This is a genomic window from Streptomyces sp. NPDC048278 (assembly GCF_040652195.1).
Taxonomy (GTDB): domain Bacteria; phylum Actinomycetota; class Actinomycetes; order Streptomycetales; family Streptomycetaceae; genus Streptomyces.
In genome coordinates this window covers 297,090-315,907 of the sequence record NZ_JBEZLP010000002.1, presented here as the reverse complement: position 1 = coordinate 315,907, position 18,818 = coordinate 297,090, and the positions used below count along the sequence as shown (strand labels likewise).

Annotated in this window: 11 protein-coding genes and 1 tRNA gene; 9 read left to right on the top strand and 3 right to left on the bottom strand. The window is 70.4% G+C overall.

The features are described 5' to 3' along the window. Positions 1-39 precede the first annotated feature (39 nt). From dnaA to AB0D74_RS04910, 9 genes are all read left to right on the top strand, one after another. On the top strand, positions 40-2,031 hold the full coding sequence (gene dnaA / locus AB0D74_RS04950; protein ID WP_362580637.1) for a chromosomal replication initiator protein DnaA: 1,992 nt from the start codon (positions 40-42) through the stop codon (positions 2,029-2,031). A 934-nt stretch (positions 2,032-2,965) separates the two neighbouring features. Further along, a complete protein-coding gene (gene dnaN, locus AB0D74_RS04945) occupies positions 2,966-4,096 on the top strand; it encodes a DNA polymerase III subunit beta (protein WP_362580636.1) in 1,131 nt (376 codons plus the stop codon). A gap of 188 nt (positions 4,097-4,284) precedes the next feature. Next, positions 4,285-5,160: a phosphogluconate dehydrogenase (NAD(+)-dependent, decarboxylating) gene (gnd, locus tag AB0D74_RS04940; protein ID WP_362580634.1), complete on the top strand. Its 876-nt coding sequence runs from the start codon at positions 4,285-4,287 to the stop codon at positions 5,158-5,160. 73 nt (positions 5,161-5,233) lie between these two features. Further along, positions 5,234-6,355, top strand: coding sequence for a DNA replication/repair protein RecF (gene recF, locus AB0D74_RS04935; RefSeq protein WP_362580632.1), 1,122 nt, complete (start codon positions 5,234-5,236; stop codon positions 6,353-6,355). Next, positions 6,352-6,879 carry a DciA family protein gene (locus AB0D74_RS04930; RefSeq protein WP_362580630.1) on the top strand — a complete coding sequence of 176 codons (528 nt, stop codon included), beginning with the start codon at positions 6,352-6,354 and terminating at the stop codon, positions 6,877-6,879. Before recF ends, AB0D74_RS04930 begins: the two co-directional genes overlap by 4 nt. A gap of 374 nt (positions 6,880-7,253) precedes the next feature. Next, positions 7,254-9,335: a DNA topoisomerase (ATP-hydrolyzing) subunit B gene (gyrB, locus tag AB0D74_RS04925; protein WP_362580628.1), complete on the top strand. Its 2,082-nt coding sequence runs from the start codon at positions 7,254-7,256 to the stop codon at positions 9,333-9,335. Between the two features lie 42 nt (positions 9,336-9,377). Next, the gene (gyrA, locus tag AB0D74_RS04920) at positions 9,378-11,972 is read left to right on the top strand and encodes a DNA gyrase subunit A (RefSeq protein ID WP_362580626.1); all 2,595 of its coding nucleotides are present in this window, start codon (positions 9,378-9,380) and stop codon (positions 11,970-11,972) included. Positions 11,973-11,991: 19 nt separating this feature from the next. Next, a complete protein-coding gene (locus AB0D74_RS04915; protein WP_362580625.1) occupies positions 11,992-12,777 on the top strand; it encodes a DUF3566 domain-containing protein in 786 nt (261 codons plus the stop codon). 111 nt (positions 12,778-12,888) lie between these two features. Further along, positions 12,889-12,965, top strand: a tRNA-Ile gene (locus AB0D74_RS04910). A gap of 220 nt (positions 12,966-13,185) precedes the next feature. On the opposite strand, the gene AB0D74_RS04905 is transcribed toward AB0D74_RS04910, so the two are convergent. From AB0D74_RS04905 to AB0D74_RS04895, 3 genes are all read right to left on the bottom strand, one after another. After that, positions 13,186-17,286, bottom strand: coding sequence for a hypothetical protein (locus AB0D74_RS04905; RefSeq protein ID WP_362580624.1), 4,101 nt, complete (start codon positions 17,284-17,286; stop codon positions 13,186-13,188). 379 nt (positions 17,287-17,665) lie between these two features. After that, a complete protein-coding gene (locus AB0D74_RS04900) occupies positions 17,666-18,169 on the bottom strand; it encodes a hypothetical protein (protein WP_362580622.1) in 504 nt (167 codons plus the stop codon). Positions 18,170-18,278: 109 nt separating this feature from the next. Beyond that, positions 18,279-18,728 carry a DoxX family membrane protein gene (locus AB0D74_RS04895; RefSeq protein ID WP_362580620.1) on the bottom strand — a complete coding sequence of 150 codons (450 nt, stop codon included), beginning with the start codon at positions 18,726-18,728 and terminating at the stop codon, positions 18,279-18,281. Positions 18,729-18,818: the final 90 nt, after the last annotated feature.

Here is an 18,818-nt window from a genome sequence, read left to right as displayed (position 1 = left end):
GAACCACACGTTCGTGGGACCTGTGAGAGAGCGTGCCCTGTGGCTGACGTACCTGCCGATCTTGCCGCAGTGTGGCCACGAGTACTGGAGCAGCTCCTCGGTGAGGGCCGCGGTCAGGGTGTGGAGGCGAAGGACGAACACTGGATCAGGCGCTGCCAGCCGCTCGCGCTGGTCGCGGACACCGCTCTGCTCGCCGTACCGAACGAATTCGCGAAGAACGTACTGGAGGGCCGTCTCGCCCCCATCGTCAGCGAGACCCTGAGCCGTGAGTGCGGGCGCCCCATCCGGATCGCGATCACCGTGGACGAGTCCGCGGGCGAGCCCCCGGCCCCGCCGGCGCCCCCCGTGCAGAAGCCGCGCTACGACGAGCCCGAGCCCGCGCCGTCGCAGTACGACGGAGGGTACGGCCGGCACCGCGCCGACCAGCTGCCGGACCAGGGCGGTCGCGACCAGCTGCCCACCGCCCGTCCCGCCTACCCCTCCGAGTACCAGCGTCCCGAGCCCGGCGCCTGGCCGCGCCCCGGGCAGGACGAGTACGGCTGGCAGCAGCCGCGGCTCGGCTTCCCGGAGCGCGATCCCTATGCCTCGCCGTCGCAGGACGCGTACCGCTCGGACGGCTACGGCGGCCAGGATCCGTACGCCCAGGAGTACCGCCCGCAGCAGCCGCTGGACCGGCCGCCGTACGAGCAGCAGCGTGCCGAGTACGAACCGCCGCGCCCGGACTACGACCGGCCCGACTACGACCGCTCCGACTACGAGCGGGGCGGTCATGACCGATCCCCGCATGACCGATCCCCGCATGACCGGACCGGTCATGACCGGCCCGCGCATGACCGGCCCGACTACGACCGGGACTCCGGGCGCCGTGAGCTGCCCGAGTCCCCGGGCGGGCCGGGCCAGGGGCACCGGGGCGGGCCCGGGCGGCCGGACCTGCCGAGCGCCGGTGGGCCCGGACCGCTGGGTGCGAAACCCGCGCCGGCCGGCGGCCCCGGTGAGCCGACCGCCCGCCTGAACCCGAAGTACCTCTTCGACACGTTCGTCATCGGCGCGTCCAACCGCTTCGCGCACGCGGCGGCGGTCGCCGTCGCCGAGGCGCCGGCGAAGGCGTACAACCCCCTCTTCATCTACGGGGAGTCGGGACTCGGCAAGACGCACCTGCTGCACGCGATCGGGCACTACGCGCGGAGCCTCTACCCGGGCACGCGCGTGCGGTACGTGAGCTCGGAGGAGTTCACCAACGAGTTCATCAACTCGATCCGCGACGGCAAGGGCGACAGCTTCCGCAAGCGCTATCGCGAGATGGACATCCTGCTCGTCGACGACATCCAGTTCCTCGCGGACAAGGAGTCGACGCAGGAGGAGTTCTTCCACACCTTCAACACGCTCCACAACGCGAACAAGCAGATCGTGCTCTCCAGCGACCGGCCGCCCAAGCAGCTGGTCACCCTGGAGGACCGGCTGCGGAACCGGTTCGAGTGGGGTCTGATCACCGACGTCCAGCCGCCGGAGCTGGAGACGCGGATCGCGATCCTCCGCAAGAAGGCGGTCCAGGAGCAGCTCAACGCCCCGCCGGAGGTGCTGGAGTTCATCGCCTCCCGCATCTCGCGCAACATCCGCGAGCTGGAGGGCGCGCTGATCCGGGTGACGGCGTTCGCGTCGCTCAACCGGCAGCCGGTCGATCTCGGGCTGACCGAGATCGTGCTGAAGGATCTGATCCCCGGGGGGCAGGACTCCACGCCGGAGATCAGCGCGACGGCGATCATGGCGGCGACCGCGGACTACTTCGGGCTCACCGTCGAGGACCTGTGCGGGAGCTCGCGCGGGCGGCAGCTGGTCACGGCGCGGCAGATCGCGATGTACCTGTGCCGGGAGCTGACGGATCTGTCGCTGCCGAAGATCGGAGCGCAGTTCGGGAACCGGGACCATACGACCGTGATGCACGCCGACCGGAAGATCCGGGCGCTGATGGCGGAGCGGCGGTCGATCTACAACCAGGTGACGGAGCTGACCAACCGCATCAAGAACGGCTAGTCCTACGGCGTTCAGGGCGCCCTTGGGAGAGATCCCGGGGGCGCCTTTTGGCGTCCTGGGGTGGTTCGGGAGTGGGTCGCTGCGGCCCGGTGGGGGCTTGTCGCGCAGTTCCCCGCGCCCCTGCAGGGGCGCTGCACCGAGGTCCGCTGTTCGATTTCCGGCCGGGTTACGGGCGTCCTCCACAGATTTGCCGACTTTCTTGCGTCCACACCCTGGGGACTGTGAAGTTGTCCCGAACGTCGTCCACAGGCTGGGGGTTGAAACGGCATCAGGGCAGCTCAAGGGGCTGTGGAATCGTGGATGACGGATCTCCACAGTCTGTGGACGAAGGCGGGATCCACAGACTGTGGACGAAGTTGTCCACCGGTAGCCCACAGGCTGAGGGGTAGTTGTCCCCAGCGATCCCCAGCTTCTCCACACCGCTGTCCACTGTTCGGCAACGTGACGCGCCCGCTCACCGTGTCGAGTGAAAGGCGTCACACAAAGGTGCCGGGTTGGGCTGTGGGAAAGGTGGGTAAAGCTGGGGACGGTGTTGGGGAGAACTCCCCTCGGGCTGTGCATGGTGTGTGCAGAACTTTCTGTTCTCCACAGCAACACCCAGTTGTCCACCGGTGTCACCCACAGGGGCAGTGGACAAAATCTCCGCCCTGAGCTGGGCAAACGAGGTTATCCACGGTATCCACAGCCCCTACTACTACTGACAACTAGAGAGAGCTGGGAATCCGTTTCGAAGAGGGCCCTGTGTACAACTCGCTCTTCGGCTCCTGACCGCGCCTCGTCACGACTTGACCCCGAGAGGCACCAGCTGTCAGTGCGGTGCGTCAGACTGGTCCCCGGTGTTCTTCCCCTCCCAGGGGCCGACGACACCGAGACAGACGACGAAGAAGACGCAGCAGGGCGAGAAGCCCCGGCAACAGCAGGAGGCGGGCTTACGGTGAAGATCCGGGTGGAACGCGACGTACTCGCGGAGGCAGTGGCCTGGGCGGCACGCAGCCTCCCGGCCCGTCCGCCGGCGCCGGTCCTCGCCGGCCTGCTCCTGAAGGCCGAGGACGGGCAGCTGAGCCTGTCCAGCTTCGACTACGAGGTCTCCGCGCGGGTCAGCGTCGAGACCGAGGTCGAGGAGGAGGGCACGGTCCTGGTCTCCGGGCGGCTGCTCGCCGACATCTGCCGTGCGCTCCCCAACCGGCCGGTGGAGATTTCCACAGACGGTGTACGGGCGACGGTGGTCTGTGGATCGTCCCGGTTCACGCTGCACACCCTGCCGGTGGAGGAGTACCCGTCCCTGCCGCAGATGCCGAACGCGACGGGCACGGTCCCCGGCGAGGTCTTCGCCTCCGCGGTCTCCCAGGTGGCCATCGCCGCCGGGCGTGACGACACGCTGCCGGTGCTCACCGGTGTGCGCATCGAGATCGAGGGCGACACGGTCACCCTGGCCTCCACCGACCGCTACCGCTTCGCGGTCCGCGAGTTCCTGTGGAAGCCGGAGAACCCGGAGGCCTCCGCGGTCGCCCTGGTGCCCGCCAAGACGCTCCTGGACACCGCCAAGGCCCTCACGAGCGGCGACAGCGTCATCCTGGCGCTCTCCGGCTCGGGCGCGGGCGAGGGGCTCATCGGTTTCGAGGGCGCCGGCCGCCGCACGACCACGCGGCTGCTCGAGGGCGACCTGCCGAAGTACCGGTCGCTGTTCCCGACCGAGTTCAACTCCGTGGCCGTGATCGAGACCGCCCCCTTCGTGGAGGCCGTCAAGCGCGTCGCCCTGGTCGCCGAGCGGAACACCCCGGTGCGGCTCAGCTTCGAGCAGGGCGTGCTGATCCTGGAGGCCGGTTCCAGCGACGACGCACAGGCTGTGGAGCGGGTCGACGCGCAGCTGGAGGGCGACGACGTCTCCATCGCCTTCAACCCGACCTTCCTGCTCGACGGCCTGAGCGCGATCGACTCGCCGGTGGCCCAGCTGTCGTTCACGACGTCCACGAAGCCGGCGCTGCTCAGCGGCAGGCCCGCGCTCGACGCGGAGTCGGACGACGCGTACAAGTACCTGATCATGCCGGTGCGGCTCAGCGGCTGACCAGCGGCCGAGTTGTCCACAGCTGTGCACGGTGCCGGGTGTCCCCTGTGGGTATCCGGCACCGGCGTCCGGTGGGTTTCCCCAGGTGAGCGGCTATGCCCACAACTGTGCGCAAAGGGCCGGGATTAGGCTCGGACGCAGGCACGCACGTGCCTCTCCTGCCACACCGCAACCTAAGGAACCAACTGATGGAGCTCGGTCTCGTCGGCCTCGGCAAGATGGGCGGCAACATGCGCGAGCGGATCCGCCGCGCGGGCCACACCGTCGTCGGATACGACCGCAACCCGGACCTCGCCGATGTCCACAGCCTGGAAGAGCTTGTGGGCAAGCTCAGCGGGCCGCGCGTGGTGTGGGTGATGGTCCCGGCCGGGGCGCCGACCCAGTCCACGATCGACGAGCTGGCCGAGCTCCTGGAGCCCGGTGACGTGGTCGTCGACGGCGGCAACTCCCGCTGGACGGACGACGAGCGGCACGCCGAGGAGCTGGCCGCCAAGGGCATCGGCTTCGTCGACTGCGGGGTCTCCGGCGGCGTCTGGGGCCTGGAGAACGGCTACGCGCTGATGTACGGCGGCGCAGCCGAGCACGTCGAGCAGGTGCGGCCGGTCTTCGACGCGCTCAGGCCCGAGGGCGACTTCGGCTCGGTGCACGCCGGCAAGGTCGGCGCGGGCCACTTCGCGAAGATGGTCCACAACGGCATCGAGTACGCGATGATGCAGGCCTACGCCGAGGGCTGGGAGCTCCTGGAGAAGGTCGACTCCGTCACGGACGTGCGCGAGGTCTTCCGCTCCTGGCAGGAAGGGACGGTCATCCGTTCCTGGCTGCTCGACCTCGCGGTGAACGCCCTCGACGAGGACGAGCACCTGGACCGGCTGAAGGGTTTTGCACAGGACTCCGGCGAGGGCCGCTGGACTGTGGAGGCCGCCATAGACAACGCGGTGCCGCTGCCCGCGATCACCGCCTCGCTGTTCGCGCGGTTCGCCTCCCGGCAGGACGACTCGCCGCAGATGAAGATGATCGCCGCGCTGCGCAACCAGTTCGGCGGCCACGCCGTAGCCGCGAAGTAGTACCGGGAAACAGCACAGAAGCAGCACCCAGCAGAGACGAAACAGCAGGTCACGGGGAGGTCGGCGGAACACCATGCACGTCACGCATCTGTCGCTGGCCGACTTCCGCTCCTACGCCCGGGTCGAGGTCCCGCTCGACCCGGGCGTGACCGCGTTCGTCGGCCCCAACGGCCAGGGCAAGACCAACCTCGTCGAGGCCGTCGGCTATCTGGCCACCCTCGGCAGCCACCGGGTCGCCTCCGACGCCCCCCTGGTCCGCATGGGCGCCGACCGGGCGATCATCCGGGCGCAGGTCCGGCAGGGCGAGCGGCAGCAGCTGGTCGAGCTGGAGCTGAACCCGGGCAAGGCCAACCGGGCCCGCATCAACAGGTCCTCGCAGGTCAGACCGCGTGACGTGCTGGGGATCGTACGGACCGTGCTGTTCGCGCCCGAGGACCTCGCGCTGGTGAAGGGCGATCCCGGTGAGCGGCGCCGTTTCCTGGACGAGCTGATCACCGCGCGCTCGCCGCGGATGGCCGGTGTCCGGTCGGACTACGAGCGTGTCCTCAAGCAGCGGAACACCCTGTTGAAAACCGCCGCCCTCGCCCGGCGGCACGGCGGGCGGTCCATGGACCTGTCCACGCTCGACGTGTGGGACCAGCACCTGGCGCGGGCCGGCGCCGAGCTGCTCGCCCAGCGGCTCGACCTCGTCGCCGCGATCCAGCCGCTGGCCGACAAGGCGTACGAGCAGCTGGCGCCGGGGGGCGGTCCCGTCGCGCTGGAGTACAAGCCGTCGGCGCCCGGCGAGGCGCACACGCGCGAGGACCTGTACCCCCAGCTGATGGCGGCCCTGGCGGACGCCCGCAAGCAGGAGATCGAGCGGGGCGTGACCCTGGTCGGCCCGCACCGTGACGACCTGGTGCTCAAGCTGGGGCAGCTGCCCGCCAAGGGGTACGCCTCGCACGGCGAGTCCTGGTCGTACGCGCTGGCGCTGCGCCTGGCGTCGTACGACCTGCTGCGGGCCGAGGGGAACGAGCCGGTGCTGGTGCTCGACGACGTGTTCGCCGAGCTCGACGCCCGGCGCCGGGAGCGGCTGGCGGAGCTGGTGGCGCCCGGCGAGCAGGTGCTGGTCACCGCCGCCGTGGACGACGACGTACCGCACGTCCTCGCCGGTGTGCGGTACGCGGTCGCCGACGGGACGGTGGAACGGGCATGAGCACCGACGGACCCGCGCCCAAGGACGAACCCTCCGGTGTCGACCTCGCGCGCGTGGCGCTGCGGGCGGCGAAGGAGGCGGCACGCGCGCGAGGCGACGCGGCGCAGCAGAAGAAGCAGGCGCGCCGCGGTGGCCTGCGCTCCGGCGCGCGCGCCGACGGCCGCGACCCCATGGCGCTCGGGTCCGCCATCAACCGGCTGATCACCGAGCGCGGCTGGGAGACGCCGGCCGCGGTCGGCGGGGTGATGGGCCGCTGGCCGGAGATCGTCGGCGACGATCTGGCCAAGCACTGTGTGCCGCAGCGGTACGACGAGGACGAGCGGGTGCTGGTCGTCCAGTGCGACTCCACCGCCTGGGCGACCCAGCTGCGCCACCTCGCGCCCGCGCTCGTCGCCCGCCTGAACGAGGACCTGGGGCACGGCACCGTACGCCTGATCAAGGTGCTCAATCCCGGCGGTCCTGCCCGGCGCTACGGCCCGCTGCGGGCCCCTGGGAGCACGGGCCCCGGGGACACCTACGGGTGACTTACGTCACGATCGCAGCCGGGTGCGGGGCCGTTCCACGGCCCGCCCGGCTGATCGTCGTACGACCGCACGCGGATGCGAATCGCGACCTGACGCCGGAGTAGCCAAGGGTTGACAGCCGGAAGCGCTGAGTGCCTCCGTGAGCCTCTTGGAGCCCCCATCCGCATATCGGGAGTCGGCACAGGCGGGTTCAGGGCGGCACATGCGGACTCAGGTACCGGCAAACCCCCATCACTGTCGGCGCTACCGGTAGACTGGAAGACAATCCCGCCCCGAACGTGGGGACCGTCCGGGAAAAGCTGAGCAACGCTGATCAAGGCTTACCAACGCAACATGCCGCAGCCGCTCCGGCAACCCGCCGACGAGCCCGGCTCGTGCTGTGCCAGAAAGGGCGCTTCGTGGCCGATTCCGGCAACCCCAACGAGAACATCCCGTCCACCGACGCCGGCGCGCACGGTGAGGCCGCTGGTTCCGGCCCGGCCTCCGCCTCGTACGACGCCAGCGCCATCACCGTGCTCGAAGGGCTGGACGCGGTCCGCAAGCGACCCGGTATGTACATCGGCTCGACCGGTGAGCGCGGCCTGCACCACCTCGTGTACGAGGTCGTGGACAACTCCGTCGACGAGGCTCTGGCCGGCTACGCGGACACCATCGACGTGACGGTCCTGGCCGACGGCGGCGTGCGTGTCGTCGACAACGGCCGTGGCATCCCCGTCGGCATCGTGGCGTCCGAGGGCAAGCCGGCCGTCGAGGTCGTGCTGACCGTGCTGCACGCGGGCGGCAAGTTCGGCGGCGGCGGCTACGCCGTCTCCGGTGGTCTGCACGGTGTGGGTGTGTCCGTCGTGAACGCGCTGTCGAGCAGGGTGTCCGTCGAGATCAGGACCGACGGCCACCGCTGGACGCAGGACTACAAGCTGGGCGTTCCCACGGCTCCGCTGGCCAAGCACGAGGAGACCGGTGAGACCGGCACCTCGGTCACGTTCTGGGCCGACCCGGACATCTTCGAGACCACCGAGTACTCCTTCGAGACGCTGTCGCGGCGTTTCCAGGAGATGGCGTTCCTCAACAAGGGCCTGACGATCCGGCTCACCGACGAGCGCGAGTCGGCGAAGGCCGTCGCCGGCGCCGACGAGGCGGGCGCGGACGAGAAGGCCGAGGTCAAGACGGTCACGTACCACTACGAGGGCGGCATCGTCGACTTCGTGAAGTACCTCAACTCCCGCAAGGGAGACGTGGTGCACCCCACCGTCATCGACCTGGAGGCCGAGGACAAGGACAAGAGCCTGTCCCTCGAGGTCGCCATGCAGTGGAACAGCGGCTACAGCGAGGGCGTCTACTCGTTCGCCAACATCATCCACACGCACGAGGGCGGCACCCACGAGGAGGGCTTCCGCGCGGCGCTCACCTCGCTGATCAACAAGTACGCGCGCGACAAGAAGCTGCTCCGCGAGAAGGACGACAACCTCACCGGCGACGACATCCGCGAGGGTCTGACCGCGATCATCTCGGTCAAGCTGAGCGAGCCGCAGTTCGAGGGCCAGACGAAGACCAAGCTGGGCAACACGGAGGCCAAGACCTTCGTGCAGAAGGCGGTCTACGAGCACCTGAACGACTGGCTGGACCGCAACCCGGTGGAGGCCGCGGACATCATCCGCAAGGGCATCCAGGCGGCCACCGCGCGCGTGGCGGCCCGCAAGGCCCGCGACCTCACCCGCCGCAAGGGCCTGCTGGAGTCGGCGTCCCTGCCGGGCAAGCTCTCCGACTGCCAGTCGAACGACCCCACCAAGTGCGAGATCTTCATCGTCGAGGGTGACTCCGCCGGCGGCTCGGCCAAGTCCGGCCGCAACCCGCAGTACCAGGCGATCCTCCCGATCCGGGGCAAGATCCTCAACGTCGAGAAGGCGCGGATCGACAAGATCCTGCAGAACCAGGAGATCCAGGCGCTGATCTCGGCCTTCGGCACCGGTGTGCACGAGGACTTCGACATCGAGAAGCTCCGCTATCACAAGATCATCCTGATGGCGGACGCCGACGTCGACGGCCAGCACATCAACACCCTGCTGCTGACCTTCCTGTTCCGCTTCATGCGCGACCTGGTGGAGCAGGGGCACGTGTACCTGTCCCGTCCCCCGCTCTACAAGATCAAGTGGGGCCGGGACGAGGTCGAGTACGCCTACTCCGACCGCGAGCGCGACGCCCTCCTGGAGCTGGGCCGGCAGCGCGGCAAGCGGGTCAAGGAGGACTCGATCCAGCGCTTCAAGGGTCTCGGCGAGATGAACGCCGAGGAGCTGCGCGTGACCACCATGGACGTCGACCACCGGGTCCTCGGCCAGGTCACCCTCGACGACGCCGCCCAGGCCGACGACCTGTTCTCGGTCCTGATGGGCGAGGACGTCGAGGCCCGCCGCCAGTTCATCCAGCGCAACGCCAAGGACGTCCGCTTCCTCGACATCTGAGTCGGTCTCAGCTGACCGCACCAGGAAGGATCTTCACCAGCAATGGCCGACGAGAACACTCCCGTCACCCCTGAAGAGGGCGGCGACGTCGTGATGCGCATCGAGCCCGTCGGGCTCGAGACGGAGATGCAGCGCTCGTACCTCGACTACGCGATGTCCGTCATCGTGTCCCGTGCGCTGCCGGACGTCCGGGACGGTCTCAAGCCCGTCCACCGCCGCGTCCTGTACGCGATGTACGACGGCGGCTACCGCCCCGAGCGCGGCTTCTACAAGTGCGCCCGTGTCGTCGGCGACGTCATGGGCAACTACCACCCGCACGGCGACTCCTCCATCTACGACGCCCTGGTCCGCCTCGCCCAGCCGTGGTCGATGCGCATGCCGCTCGTCGACTCCAACGGCAACTTCGGTTCCCCGGGCAACGACCCGGCAGCCGCCATGCGGTACACCGAGTGCAAGATGGCGCCGCTGTCGATGGAGATGGTCCGCGACATCGACGAGGAGACCGTCGACTTCACGGACAACTACGACGGCCGCTCCCAGGAGCCGACCGTCCTGCCGGCCCGCTTCCCGAACCTGCTGATCAACGGCTCCGCCGGTATCGCGGTCGGCATGGCGACCAACATCCCGCCGCACAACCTGCGCGAGGTCGCGGCCGGCGCCCAGTGGTGCCTGGAGAACCCGGAGGCCTCGCACGAGGAGCTCCTGGACGCGCTGATCGAGCGGATCAAGGGCCCGGACTTCCCGACCGGCGCCCTCGTCGTCGGCCGCAAGGGCATCGAGGAGGCCTACCGCACGGGCCGCGGCTCGATCACCATGCGCGCGGTCGTCGAGGTCGAGGAGATCCAGAACCGCCAGTGCCTGGTGGTCACGGAGCTGCCGTACCAGACCAACCCCGACAACCTCGCGCAGAAGATCGCCGACCTGGTGAAGGACGGCAAGGTCGGCGGTATCGCCGACGTCCGCGACGAGACCTCCTCGCGCACCGGCCAGCGCCTCGTCATCGTGCTGAAGCGGGACGCGGTCGCCAAGGTCGTCCTGAACAACCTGTACAAGCACACCGACCTCCAGTCGAACTTCGGCGCCAACATGCTGGCCCTGGTCGACGGCGTGCCGCGCACCCTCTCCCTGGACGCGTTCATCCGGCACTGGGTGACGCACCAGATCGAGGTCATCGTCCGCCGGACGAAGTTCCGGCTGCGCAAGGCCGAGGAGCGGGCGCACATCCTGCGCGGTCTGCTCAAGGCGCTGGACGCGATCGACGAGGTCATCGCGCTCATCCGGGCCAGTGACACGGTCGAGATCGCGCGCACGGGCCTGATGCAGCTCCTGGAGATCGACGAGATCCAGGCCAACGCGATCCTCGAGATGCAGCTGCGCCGGCTGGCCGCCCTGGAGCGCCAGAAGATCATCCAGGAGCACGACGAGCTCCAGGCGAAGATCACCGAGTACAACGCGATCCTGGCCTCGCCGGTCCGCCAGCGCGGCATCGTCAGCGAGGAGCTGGCCGCGATCGTCGAGAAGTACGGCGACGACCGCAAGACCATGCTGGTGCCCTACGACGGTGACATGTCCATCGAGGACCTGATCGCCGAGGAGGACATCGTGGTCACCGTCTCGCGCGGTGGCTATGTGAAGCGGACCAAGACGGACGACTACCGGGCGCAGAAGCGCGGCGGCAAGGGCGTGCGCGGCACGAAGCTGAAGGAAGACGACATCGTCGACCACTTCTTCGTCTCGACCACGCACCACTGGCTGCTGTTCTTCACGAACAAGGGCCGGGTGTACCGGGCGAAGGCCTACGAGCTGCCGGACGCCGGCCGGGACGCCCGTGGTCAGCACGTGGCGAACCTGCTGGCCTTCCAGCCGGACGAGGCGATCGCCGAGATCCTCGCGATCCGCGACTACGACGCGGCGGACTACCTGGTGCTCGCCACCAAGGCCGGTCTGGTCAAGAAGACGCCTCTGAAGGATTACGATTCGCCTCGCTCCGGTGGTGTCATCGCGATCAACCTGCGGGAGAGCGAGGAAGGTTCCGACGACGAACTGATCGGTGCCGAGCTGGTTTCGGCGGACGACGATCTGCTTCTGATCAGCAAGAAGGCGCAGTCGATCAGGTTCACCGCCTCCGACGACACTCTGCGACCCATGGGCCGGGCCACCTCCGGTGTCAAGGGCATGAGTTTCCGTGAGGGGGATGAACTTCTGTCGATGAATGTTGTTCGACCCGGTACGTTCGTGTTCACTGCCACCGACGGGGGGTACGCGAAGCGGACCCGTGTCGACGAGTACCGCGTCCAGGGTCGCGGCGGCCTCGGCATCAAGGCCGCCAAGATCGTGGAGGACCGCGGTTCACTGGTCGGCGCGCTGATCGTCGAGGAGAACGACGAGATCCTCGCCATCACCCTGTCCGGCGGTGTGATTCGCACGCGAGTCAGCGGGGTCAGGGAGACGGGCCGTGACACCATGGGCGTCCAACTGATCAACCTGGGCAAGCGCGATGCCGTCGTCGGCATCGCACGTAACGCCGAGGCCGGCAGCGAGGCGGAGGAAGTCGACGGCGAGGACGCCGTGGACGAGACCGCCGAGGGTGTCGCGACCAGCGGCACGGACGAGGGTGAGGCGCCCTCGGCCGAGTAGGCACGAGGAGTGAGTCATCGTGAGCGGAGCCACGGGCGCCGGATCGGCCGGTACCTCGACGGGTACGGATGCGGACGGCGGCGGCCGTGGCTCCGCCGCGTCCGACGGGGGCGGTGCGCCGCAGCAGGCGGACACGCACACGACCCAGCTGAAGGCGATCAAGGCGCCCGCGAAGGCGCCCGCGCCGGACGCACCGGGATCGCAGGGGGGAACTGTGACCGACACCCGAGGGCCGGCCGCGCCGGGCGACCGGCCGGCGCCCGCGCAGCCGCAGCAGGGGGCTTCCCCGCTGCCCGGGGAACGGCGTGCCGAGCAGCCCGCCGGGCCCTACCACCCGCCGCAGGCCTACCCGGCGGCCCAGCAGGCCGCACAGGCGCCCGCAGCGGCCGTACGACGGCCGCGTACGGGCGCCGCAGGGGCGCGGACCGCGCCCCGCACCCGCAAGGCCCGGCTGCGGGTCGCCAAGGCCGACCCCTGGTCGGTGATGAAGGTCAGCTTCCTGCTCTCCATCGCGCTGGGCATCTGCTCGATCGTGGCGGCGGCGGTGCTGTGGATGGTCCTGGACGCGATGGGCGTGTTCTCCACGGTCGGCGGCACGATCTCGGAGGCGACCGGTTCCAACGAGTCGAACGGCTTCGACCTCCAGGCCTTCCTCTCCCTCCCGCACGTCCTGACGTTCACGGCGATCATCGCGGTCATCGACGTCGTCCTCGCGACGGCGCTGGCGACCCTCGGAGCCTTCATCTACAACCTCTCCGCGGGCTTCGTCGGCGGCATCGAGCTGACCTTGGCCGAGGACGAGTAACCGGACTTCAAACCTCGGCTGTCGGTCCCCCGACAACCGATTTTGGGACTGCCCCGGTCGTGCGCTAATCTTCAGGAGTCAGCGCGCGGGACATACACCGCAGAGCGCGGCGGGGCTATAGCTCAGTTGGTTAGAGCGCATCCCTGATAAGGATGAGGCCACAGGTTCAAATCCTGTTAGCCCCACCAGTACTGAGACCCCCGATCCGGATGGATCGGGGGTCTTTGGCGTCCCGGGGATGTAGCGGGGGCGGGCATGGAAAAGCCCGGTCGCTGGCGACGGGGGATGCACCAGCGACCGGGTTGTGGCCAGCCTAACAAGGTGGCCTGTGCGGTGGGAGTCAACTTCTCGGCCGTCGTGAGCAGTTGTGATCGGGATCACTCAAAGGTGGTCAGGGTTGGGAGCGGATCAGGTGTCGCAGGGCGGGTCGTAGGCGAGGCGGGGGAGGTACTCGCGCCACTTGGCGGGCGTCAGGACGTTGCGGGTGACCGCGCAGATGCGGCTGACCGCCCGGTCGACGTCGAGGCTCCACAGCCGGACGGTGTCGGCGCCGCTGGAGACGCCCAGCATGTTGCTCCGCGGGCTGAAGGAGAGGAAGTTGCCCGTCTTGGCGTTGGGGCTCATGGACTGGCCGATGGGGTGGGCCGCGGACGGGGACGACACGTTCCACAGGCGGACCGTGTTGTCGTTGCCGCCGCTGGCCAGGGTGCGGCCGTCCCGGCTGAAGGTCAGGGAGACCACCGCCTCGGTGTGGCCGGTGAGGACCGGGCCGAGACGGGTCGCGTGGGCCGGGTCGGAGACGTTCCAGAGGCGGACCGTGTCGTCGTCGCTGCCGCTGGCCAGGGTGCGGCCGTCGGGGCTGTAGGCGAGGGTGTTGATGGGCCCCAGGTGGCCCTTCAAGGGCTCGCCGAGGAGCGTGGCACGGGTCCGGTCGGAGACGTTCCAGAGGCGGACGGTGCCGTCCGCGCTGCCGCTGGCCAGGGTCCTGCCGTCCGGGCTGAAGACGAGCGCGTTGACGTACCCGGTGTGGCCCCTGAGGGGCTCCCCGAGGCGCTTGGGACGGGCCGGGTCGCTGATGTCCACGAGCTGGACCGTGCGGTCGTCGTAGTCGGCGGCCACGGTCCGCCCGTCCGGGCTCAGCGCCAGCGCCTCCGCACCGGCGTACCGGGTGTCCAGCCGGACCGGCGCACCGTACTGGACGGGACGCGCGGGGTCCGAGACGTTCCACAGCTGTACCCAGCTGAGGTTGTTCTCACTGGTCAGGATGATCAGGGTGCGGCCGTCCCGGGTGAACACCATCGACCGCAGGTCCCGCGACCCGGTCGTGAACGGCGTGCCGAGCGCGGTGGGCCGGTCCGGATCCGTGATGTTCCACAGCCGCATCCGGCTGTCGCCGCCGCCGGTGGCCAGGACCTTGCCGTCGGGGCTGAACGCTCCCGCCGCGCCGATCATGTCCGAGCCCGGGATCGACCACAGCCGCACCTTGCCGTCACCGCTGCCGGTGGCGAGGGTGTGCCCGTCGGGGCTCCAGCCGACGGCGTACATCTCGCCGCTGCTGCCCGCGAGCGGCTCGCCCACCTGGGAGGGGAAGGCCGGGTTGCCGACGTTCCACAGGCTGGCCGTGGAGTCCGCGCTGCCCACGGCGAGCATGGAACCGTCGGGGCTGAAGGCCACCGACCAGACGGGCCCGGTGTGGCCGGTGAGCGGCGCGCCGAGAGCCTTGGCGTGCGCCCGGTCGCCGACGTCCCACAGCCGTACGGTGTCGTCCTTGCTGCCGCTCGCGAGGGTGCGGCCGTCCGGGCTGAAGGCCACCGAGTGCACGGTCCCGGTGTGTCCCGTGAGCGGAGCGCCGACGCGCTCGGGGCGGCGGGGGTCGGACACGTCGTACAGGAGGATCGAGTTGTCGTCGCTGCCGGCCGCGAGGGTGCGGCCGTCGGGGCTGAACGCGATGGAGCGCACGGCCTCGGTGTGGCCGGTGAGGGCGCCCAGCGCGGCGGGCCGGCGCGGGTCGTGCACGTCCCACAGGCGGACGGTGTGGTCCTCGTCGGCCGCGGCCAGCGTCTTGCCGTCCGGGCTGAAGGCGACCAGGTAGACGGTGCCGTCGTGGCCGGCCAGCGGGGAGCCCAGGGACGTCGGGTGCCTCGGGTCGGAGACGTCCCACAGGCGGACCGTGCCGTCGTCGCCTGCGCTGGCGAGGGTCTTGCCGTCCGGGCTGAAGACCGCGCTGGAGACCCAGCTCGTGTGACCGAGCAGGGGCTTGCCCAGGGCCTTCGGCCGGGTCGGGTCGCTCACGTCCCACAGCCGGACCGTGCGGTCGTAGGCGGCGGTGGCCAGGACCTTGCCGTCGGGACTGAAGGTGGTGAGGTAGACGGCGCCGGTGTGACCGAGCAGCGGGGTGGCCAGCGGGGCGTTGACGATGGAGATCAGGCGGTTGCTGGCGCCCTCGTCGTCCCGGCGCAGGTTGTGGGCCACCAGGTCGAGCTGGGCGGAGAGCGACGGGTCGGAGTACTGGAAACGGTCGGCCTCCGCCACCACCTGCTCGAAGACCGCGTCGTCCCGCTGCTGCCGGGCGATCACGGCGGAACCGGCCGCCAGCAGCGCGAGCACCACCAGCGCCGACACGGCGGCCCGGCTGAGCCAGACCGTACGCCGGCGCAGCCGTACCGAGGCCGCCAGGAACTCCACCGCGCTGCGGGTCAGGAAGGTGTCGCCGGCCGACTTCGCCCAGGTGTGGGCCTGTTCCAGGCGGGATCCTCGGTAGAGGAGCGCGGAGTCCTGGGACGACTCCTCCCAGGACCGGCCGTCCTCCTCCAGGCGCTGGCGCAGCAGATTGCCGTTGCGGTCCTCGTCGAGCCACTCACGCAGCCGGGGCCAGGCATGCAGCAGCGCCTCGTGGGTGATCTCCACGGTGTCCGCGTCGAGGGTCACCAGCCGGGCCCGGACCAGGGCCTCCAGTGACTCCTCCGTCTTGCTGGGGTCGGTGGACTCCGCGGCCAGCTGGCGCCGGGTGCCGCGTCTGCGGGTCGCCTGGGTGTCCTCGCCGAGCCGTACCAGCCTGAGCAGGAGCAGCCGGGCCGCGGTGCGGGCGGCCGGGTCCAGGCTCGACCAGGCGCGTTCCGCGGTCGCCGCGACGGCGCCCTGGATGCCGCCGGCGGCCCGGTAACCGGCCAGCGTCAGCCGGCCCGCCTTGCGGCGCTGCCAGGTGGCGAGCAGGGCGTGGGAGAGGAGGGGGAGGACGCCGGCGTCATGGGCGCCGCGCGGGCCGTCCGCGCTCACCTCGCGGACGATCAGTTCGGCGAGACCGGGCTCCAGCTCCAGGCCCACGGCCTTGGCGGGCGCGGTCACGGCCTCGCGCAGTTCGGCGGTGGTCAGCGGGCCGAGCACCATGTGCCGGTGCTGGAGCGCGTCGGCCAGCTCCGGGTAGCCGAGGCACTGCTCGTAGAAGTCGGCACGGATACCCAGGACGACCAGTGCGGGGGCCGGTTCTCCGGGGGCGGAGGGGGTGCTGGCCGCGTGCAGGAGCTGGACGAAGGAACGCCGGTCCGCCTCGTCGGCGCAGAGGGTGAAGGTCTCCTCGAACTGGTCGACGATCATGATCGGACGGGCCGGCAGGCCTGGGTCGGCTGGATGGGATCGCGAGGGCGGTCGTGTTTCACGTGAAACATCGACGGTCGATCCGGCCGCCGTCTGCCCGGCCGTCGTGTCCCCGGTCGCCGCGGGCTCGGTCGCTGTGCGCTCGGTCGCTGCTGCCTGGCGGGCCCAAGCCGTGACCGCCCTTCGTACGGCGTCGGGATCGGCAAGGTCCGTCGGCTCGGCCAGCTCGGGTATCCGGCGGGTCAGCTCCTTCACGGGGTCCGGACCCGGGACGAGCTGAAGTATGCGGCGCGGGCGGTCGCGGTCCGCGTCGTCGGCCAGGGCGCCGCTCTGGAGCGCGGTGACGAGGCCGGCGTTCAGCAGCGAGGACTTCCCCGCGCCCGAGGCGCCGACCAGCATCACCAGACCGCCCTCCGTCTCCGCGGAACGGAGCTGGGCGACCAGTGCGTCGGTACTGCGTTCCCGTCCGAAGAACCAGCGGGCGTCCTCGCGGCGGTAGGAGGCCAGGCCCCGGTACGGGCAGACGCTGTCGACCGGCGGCGGCTGCTCCGTCTCCTCGGTCTCCGGTGCGGGCAGGTCGCCGACCGGATCGGCCACGGCCCGCTCCCACAGCTTCTGCCACTGGACCATGTCGTAGAGCCCGGCGGACACCGGCGCCGGCTGGGCGCGACGGGCCTGAGGGATCAGGACCTGAAGGACGGCGGAGAGGGCGACGAACTGGGCGGGCACGTTCTTCGCCCGCCGCCAGTCGCTGATCCGCTGCGCGGAGACCCGGACGGGCCGGCCCCGCTCGTCGACGCGATGCAGTCGGTCCACCGCCTCGGCGACGCGCTTGAGCGGAGGATTGCCGGCCTCCTTGTACAGCAACGCGAGGCGTTCCGCGAAGGCTGTCCGTGCCCCTGCGTCGGGACCCAAGGCTCTCCACCCCTTACTTCCGCCGCTGCTGGCCATCCGGACCGGAAAACCCACTTTATACGGCTGACCTGCGGCGAAGCCCTGGACCGGACGTCCTGCCCTCCTCATTCGGGCCCCTCGACTGGCAGGATTTCACCGCAGCAACGCGGTGATCGGGGGCGCCCCGACCGGCCGACCAGCTCAGCATGCGCAGGGACAGCTCACGGCACCGCACGTTCTCGGTCACCTTCGACCGGCGGCCCTTCGCCGGAGTGGCCGTACGACGCGAGCTGCTCCCGCCCGCCGGGCCGGCCTCCGGCCCAAGCGGCGGCCCTCCCACTCCCGCGCCGTTCGGCACCGGTCCCCACGTGGGGAGGGACCGGTGCCGAACGGCACGGGATCACATCCAGCCGGCCGTACGTGCCGCCTCGACCGCGTGTTCCTCCATGGCGTCGGCCTTCGCGGTCAGCGCCGCGTCCTGTCCCGCCGCCGTACCGCCGGCCGCCGTCGCCGCGGCCTGGGAGGCGGTGAGGGCCGCGCGCAGGGCCGTAGCCGTCTCGGCGCGGTCGTCCAGGGCGGCGGCCACCTGCGCGGCCAGCGCCGCGGTGGCGGCGGCGTTGCGGGCGCAGCGGGCGTCCGCCGCCGGGTCGGGTGCGGTAGCGGCCAGCGCGGTGAGCGACTGGGCGGACAGCCGCAGCGCGTTCGCGGCCCGGCCCACCGGACCGGTCGGGACGGTCTGGGCCGCGTCGGGGTCGATCCCCGCGTGGCGGCAGGCGGCCACCGCCCGCTCGTACGCGCTGCGGGCGCGGGCCGCGTGCAGCTGTCTCAGGGTTTCCGCCGAAGGGGAGCCGGAGGGGGACATCAAGGGAGGACCGGAGGGGGAGTTCGGGGGGTCGGTCGTCATCTGTGCCTCCTCGCCGAGGGATACCGTGCTGGGGCGGAGCGTCACTGCGGGTACGTAGGGGCTGGTCGCGCAGTTCCCCGCGCCCCTTCGGGCGTGAGCGTCGTCCCCGCTAGCCGAAGAGGCCCAGTGCCGAGTCCAGCGACCAGCTCTGCCAGCTCATGGCGAACAGGCCGACGACGGAGATCAGGGCCATCATCAGGTTCTGCCCCTGTTCCGCCCAGTCGTGGATCATGAGGACCAGGTAGATCAGGTTGAGCAGGAACCCGGCTGCCAGCGCGATCGGGGTGAGGAAGCCGGCGACCAGTCCGAGGCCCAGGGAGAGCTCCGCGTAGGCCACGACGTAGGCCATCAGGCGGGGGCGCGGCGCGACGACGGTGTCGAAGCCCCGCCGGACCACCGACCAGCGGTGTTTCTCCGCGACACCGGCCGCCCACCGGATGCCTCCGCCGCCGAACCACTGCTTCTTGTCCTTGTGCCGCCAGCTCTCCAGCCACCACAGACCGAGCCCGATGCGGAGCACCGCGAACCATTCGGCACCGTTCAGCAAGGCTGATCGCATCCCGCGCCCTCCCCGGCGTCCCCGTGGCATTTGTCTGACGGTTCGTCAGTTCAGCGGAAGGCGGCGCGCGTCGCAAGAGGGAGGGCGGGA

Excerpts from the sequence above, each read along its gene's own strand:
- AB0D74_RS04895 (WP_362580620.1), bottom strand. The coding sequence starts at position 18,728 with ATGCGATCAGCCTTGCTGAACGGTGCCGAATGGTTCGCGGTGCTCCGC.
- gnd (WP_362580634.1), top strand. The coding sequence starts at position 4,285 with ATGGAGCTCGGTCTCGTCGGCCTCGGCAAGATGGGCGGCAACATGCGC.
- AB0D74_RS04900 (WP_362580622.1), bottom strand. The coding sequence starts at position 18,169 with ATGACGACCGACCCCCCGAACTCCCCCTCCGGTCCTCCCTTGATGTCC.
- gyrA (WP_362580626.1), top strand. The coding sequence starts at position 9,378 with ATGGCCGACGAGAACACTCCCGTCACCCCTGAAGAGGGCGGCGACGTC.
- AB0D74_RS04930 (WP_362580630.1), top strand. The coding sequence starts at position 6,352 with ATGAGCACCGACGGACCCGCGCCCAAGGACGAACCCTCCGGTGTCGAC.
- recF (WP_362580632.1), top strand. The coding sequence starts at position 5,234 with ATGCACGTCACGCATCTGTCGCTGGCCGACTTCCGCTCCTACGCCCGG.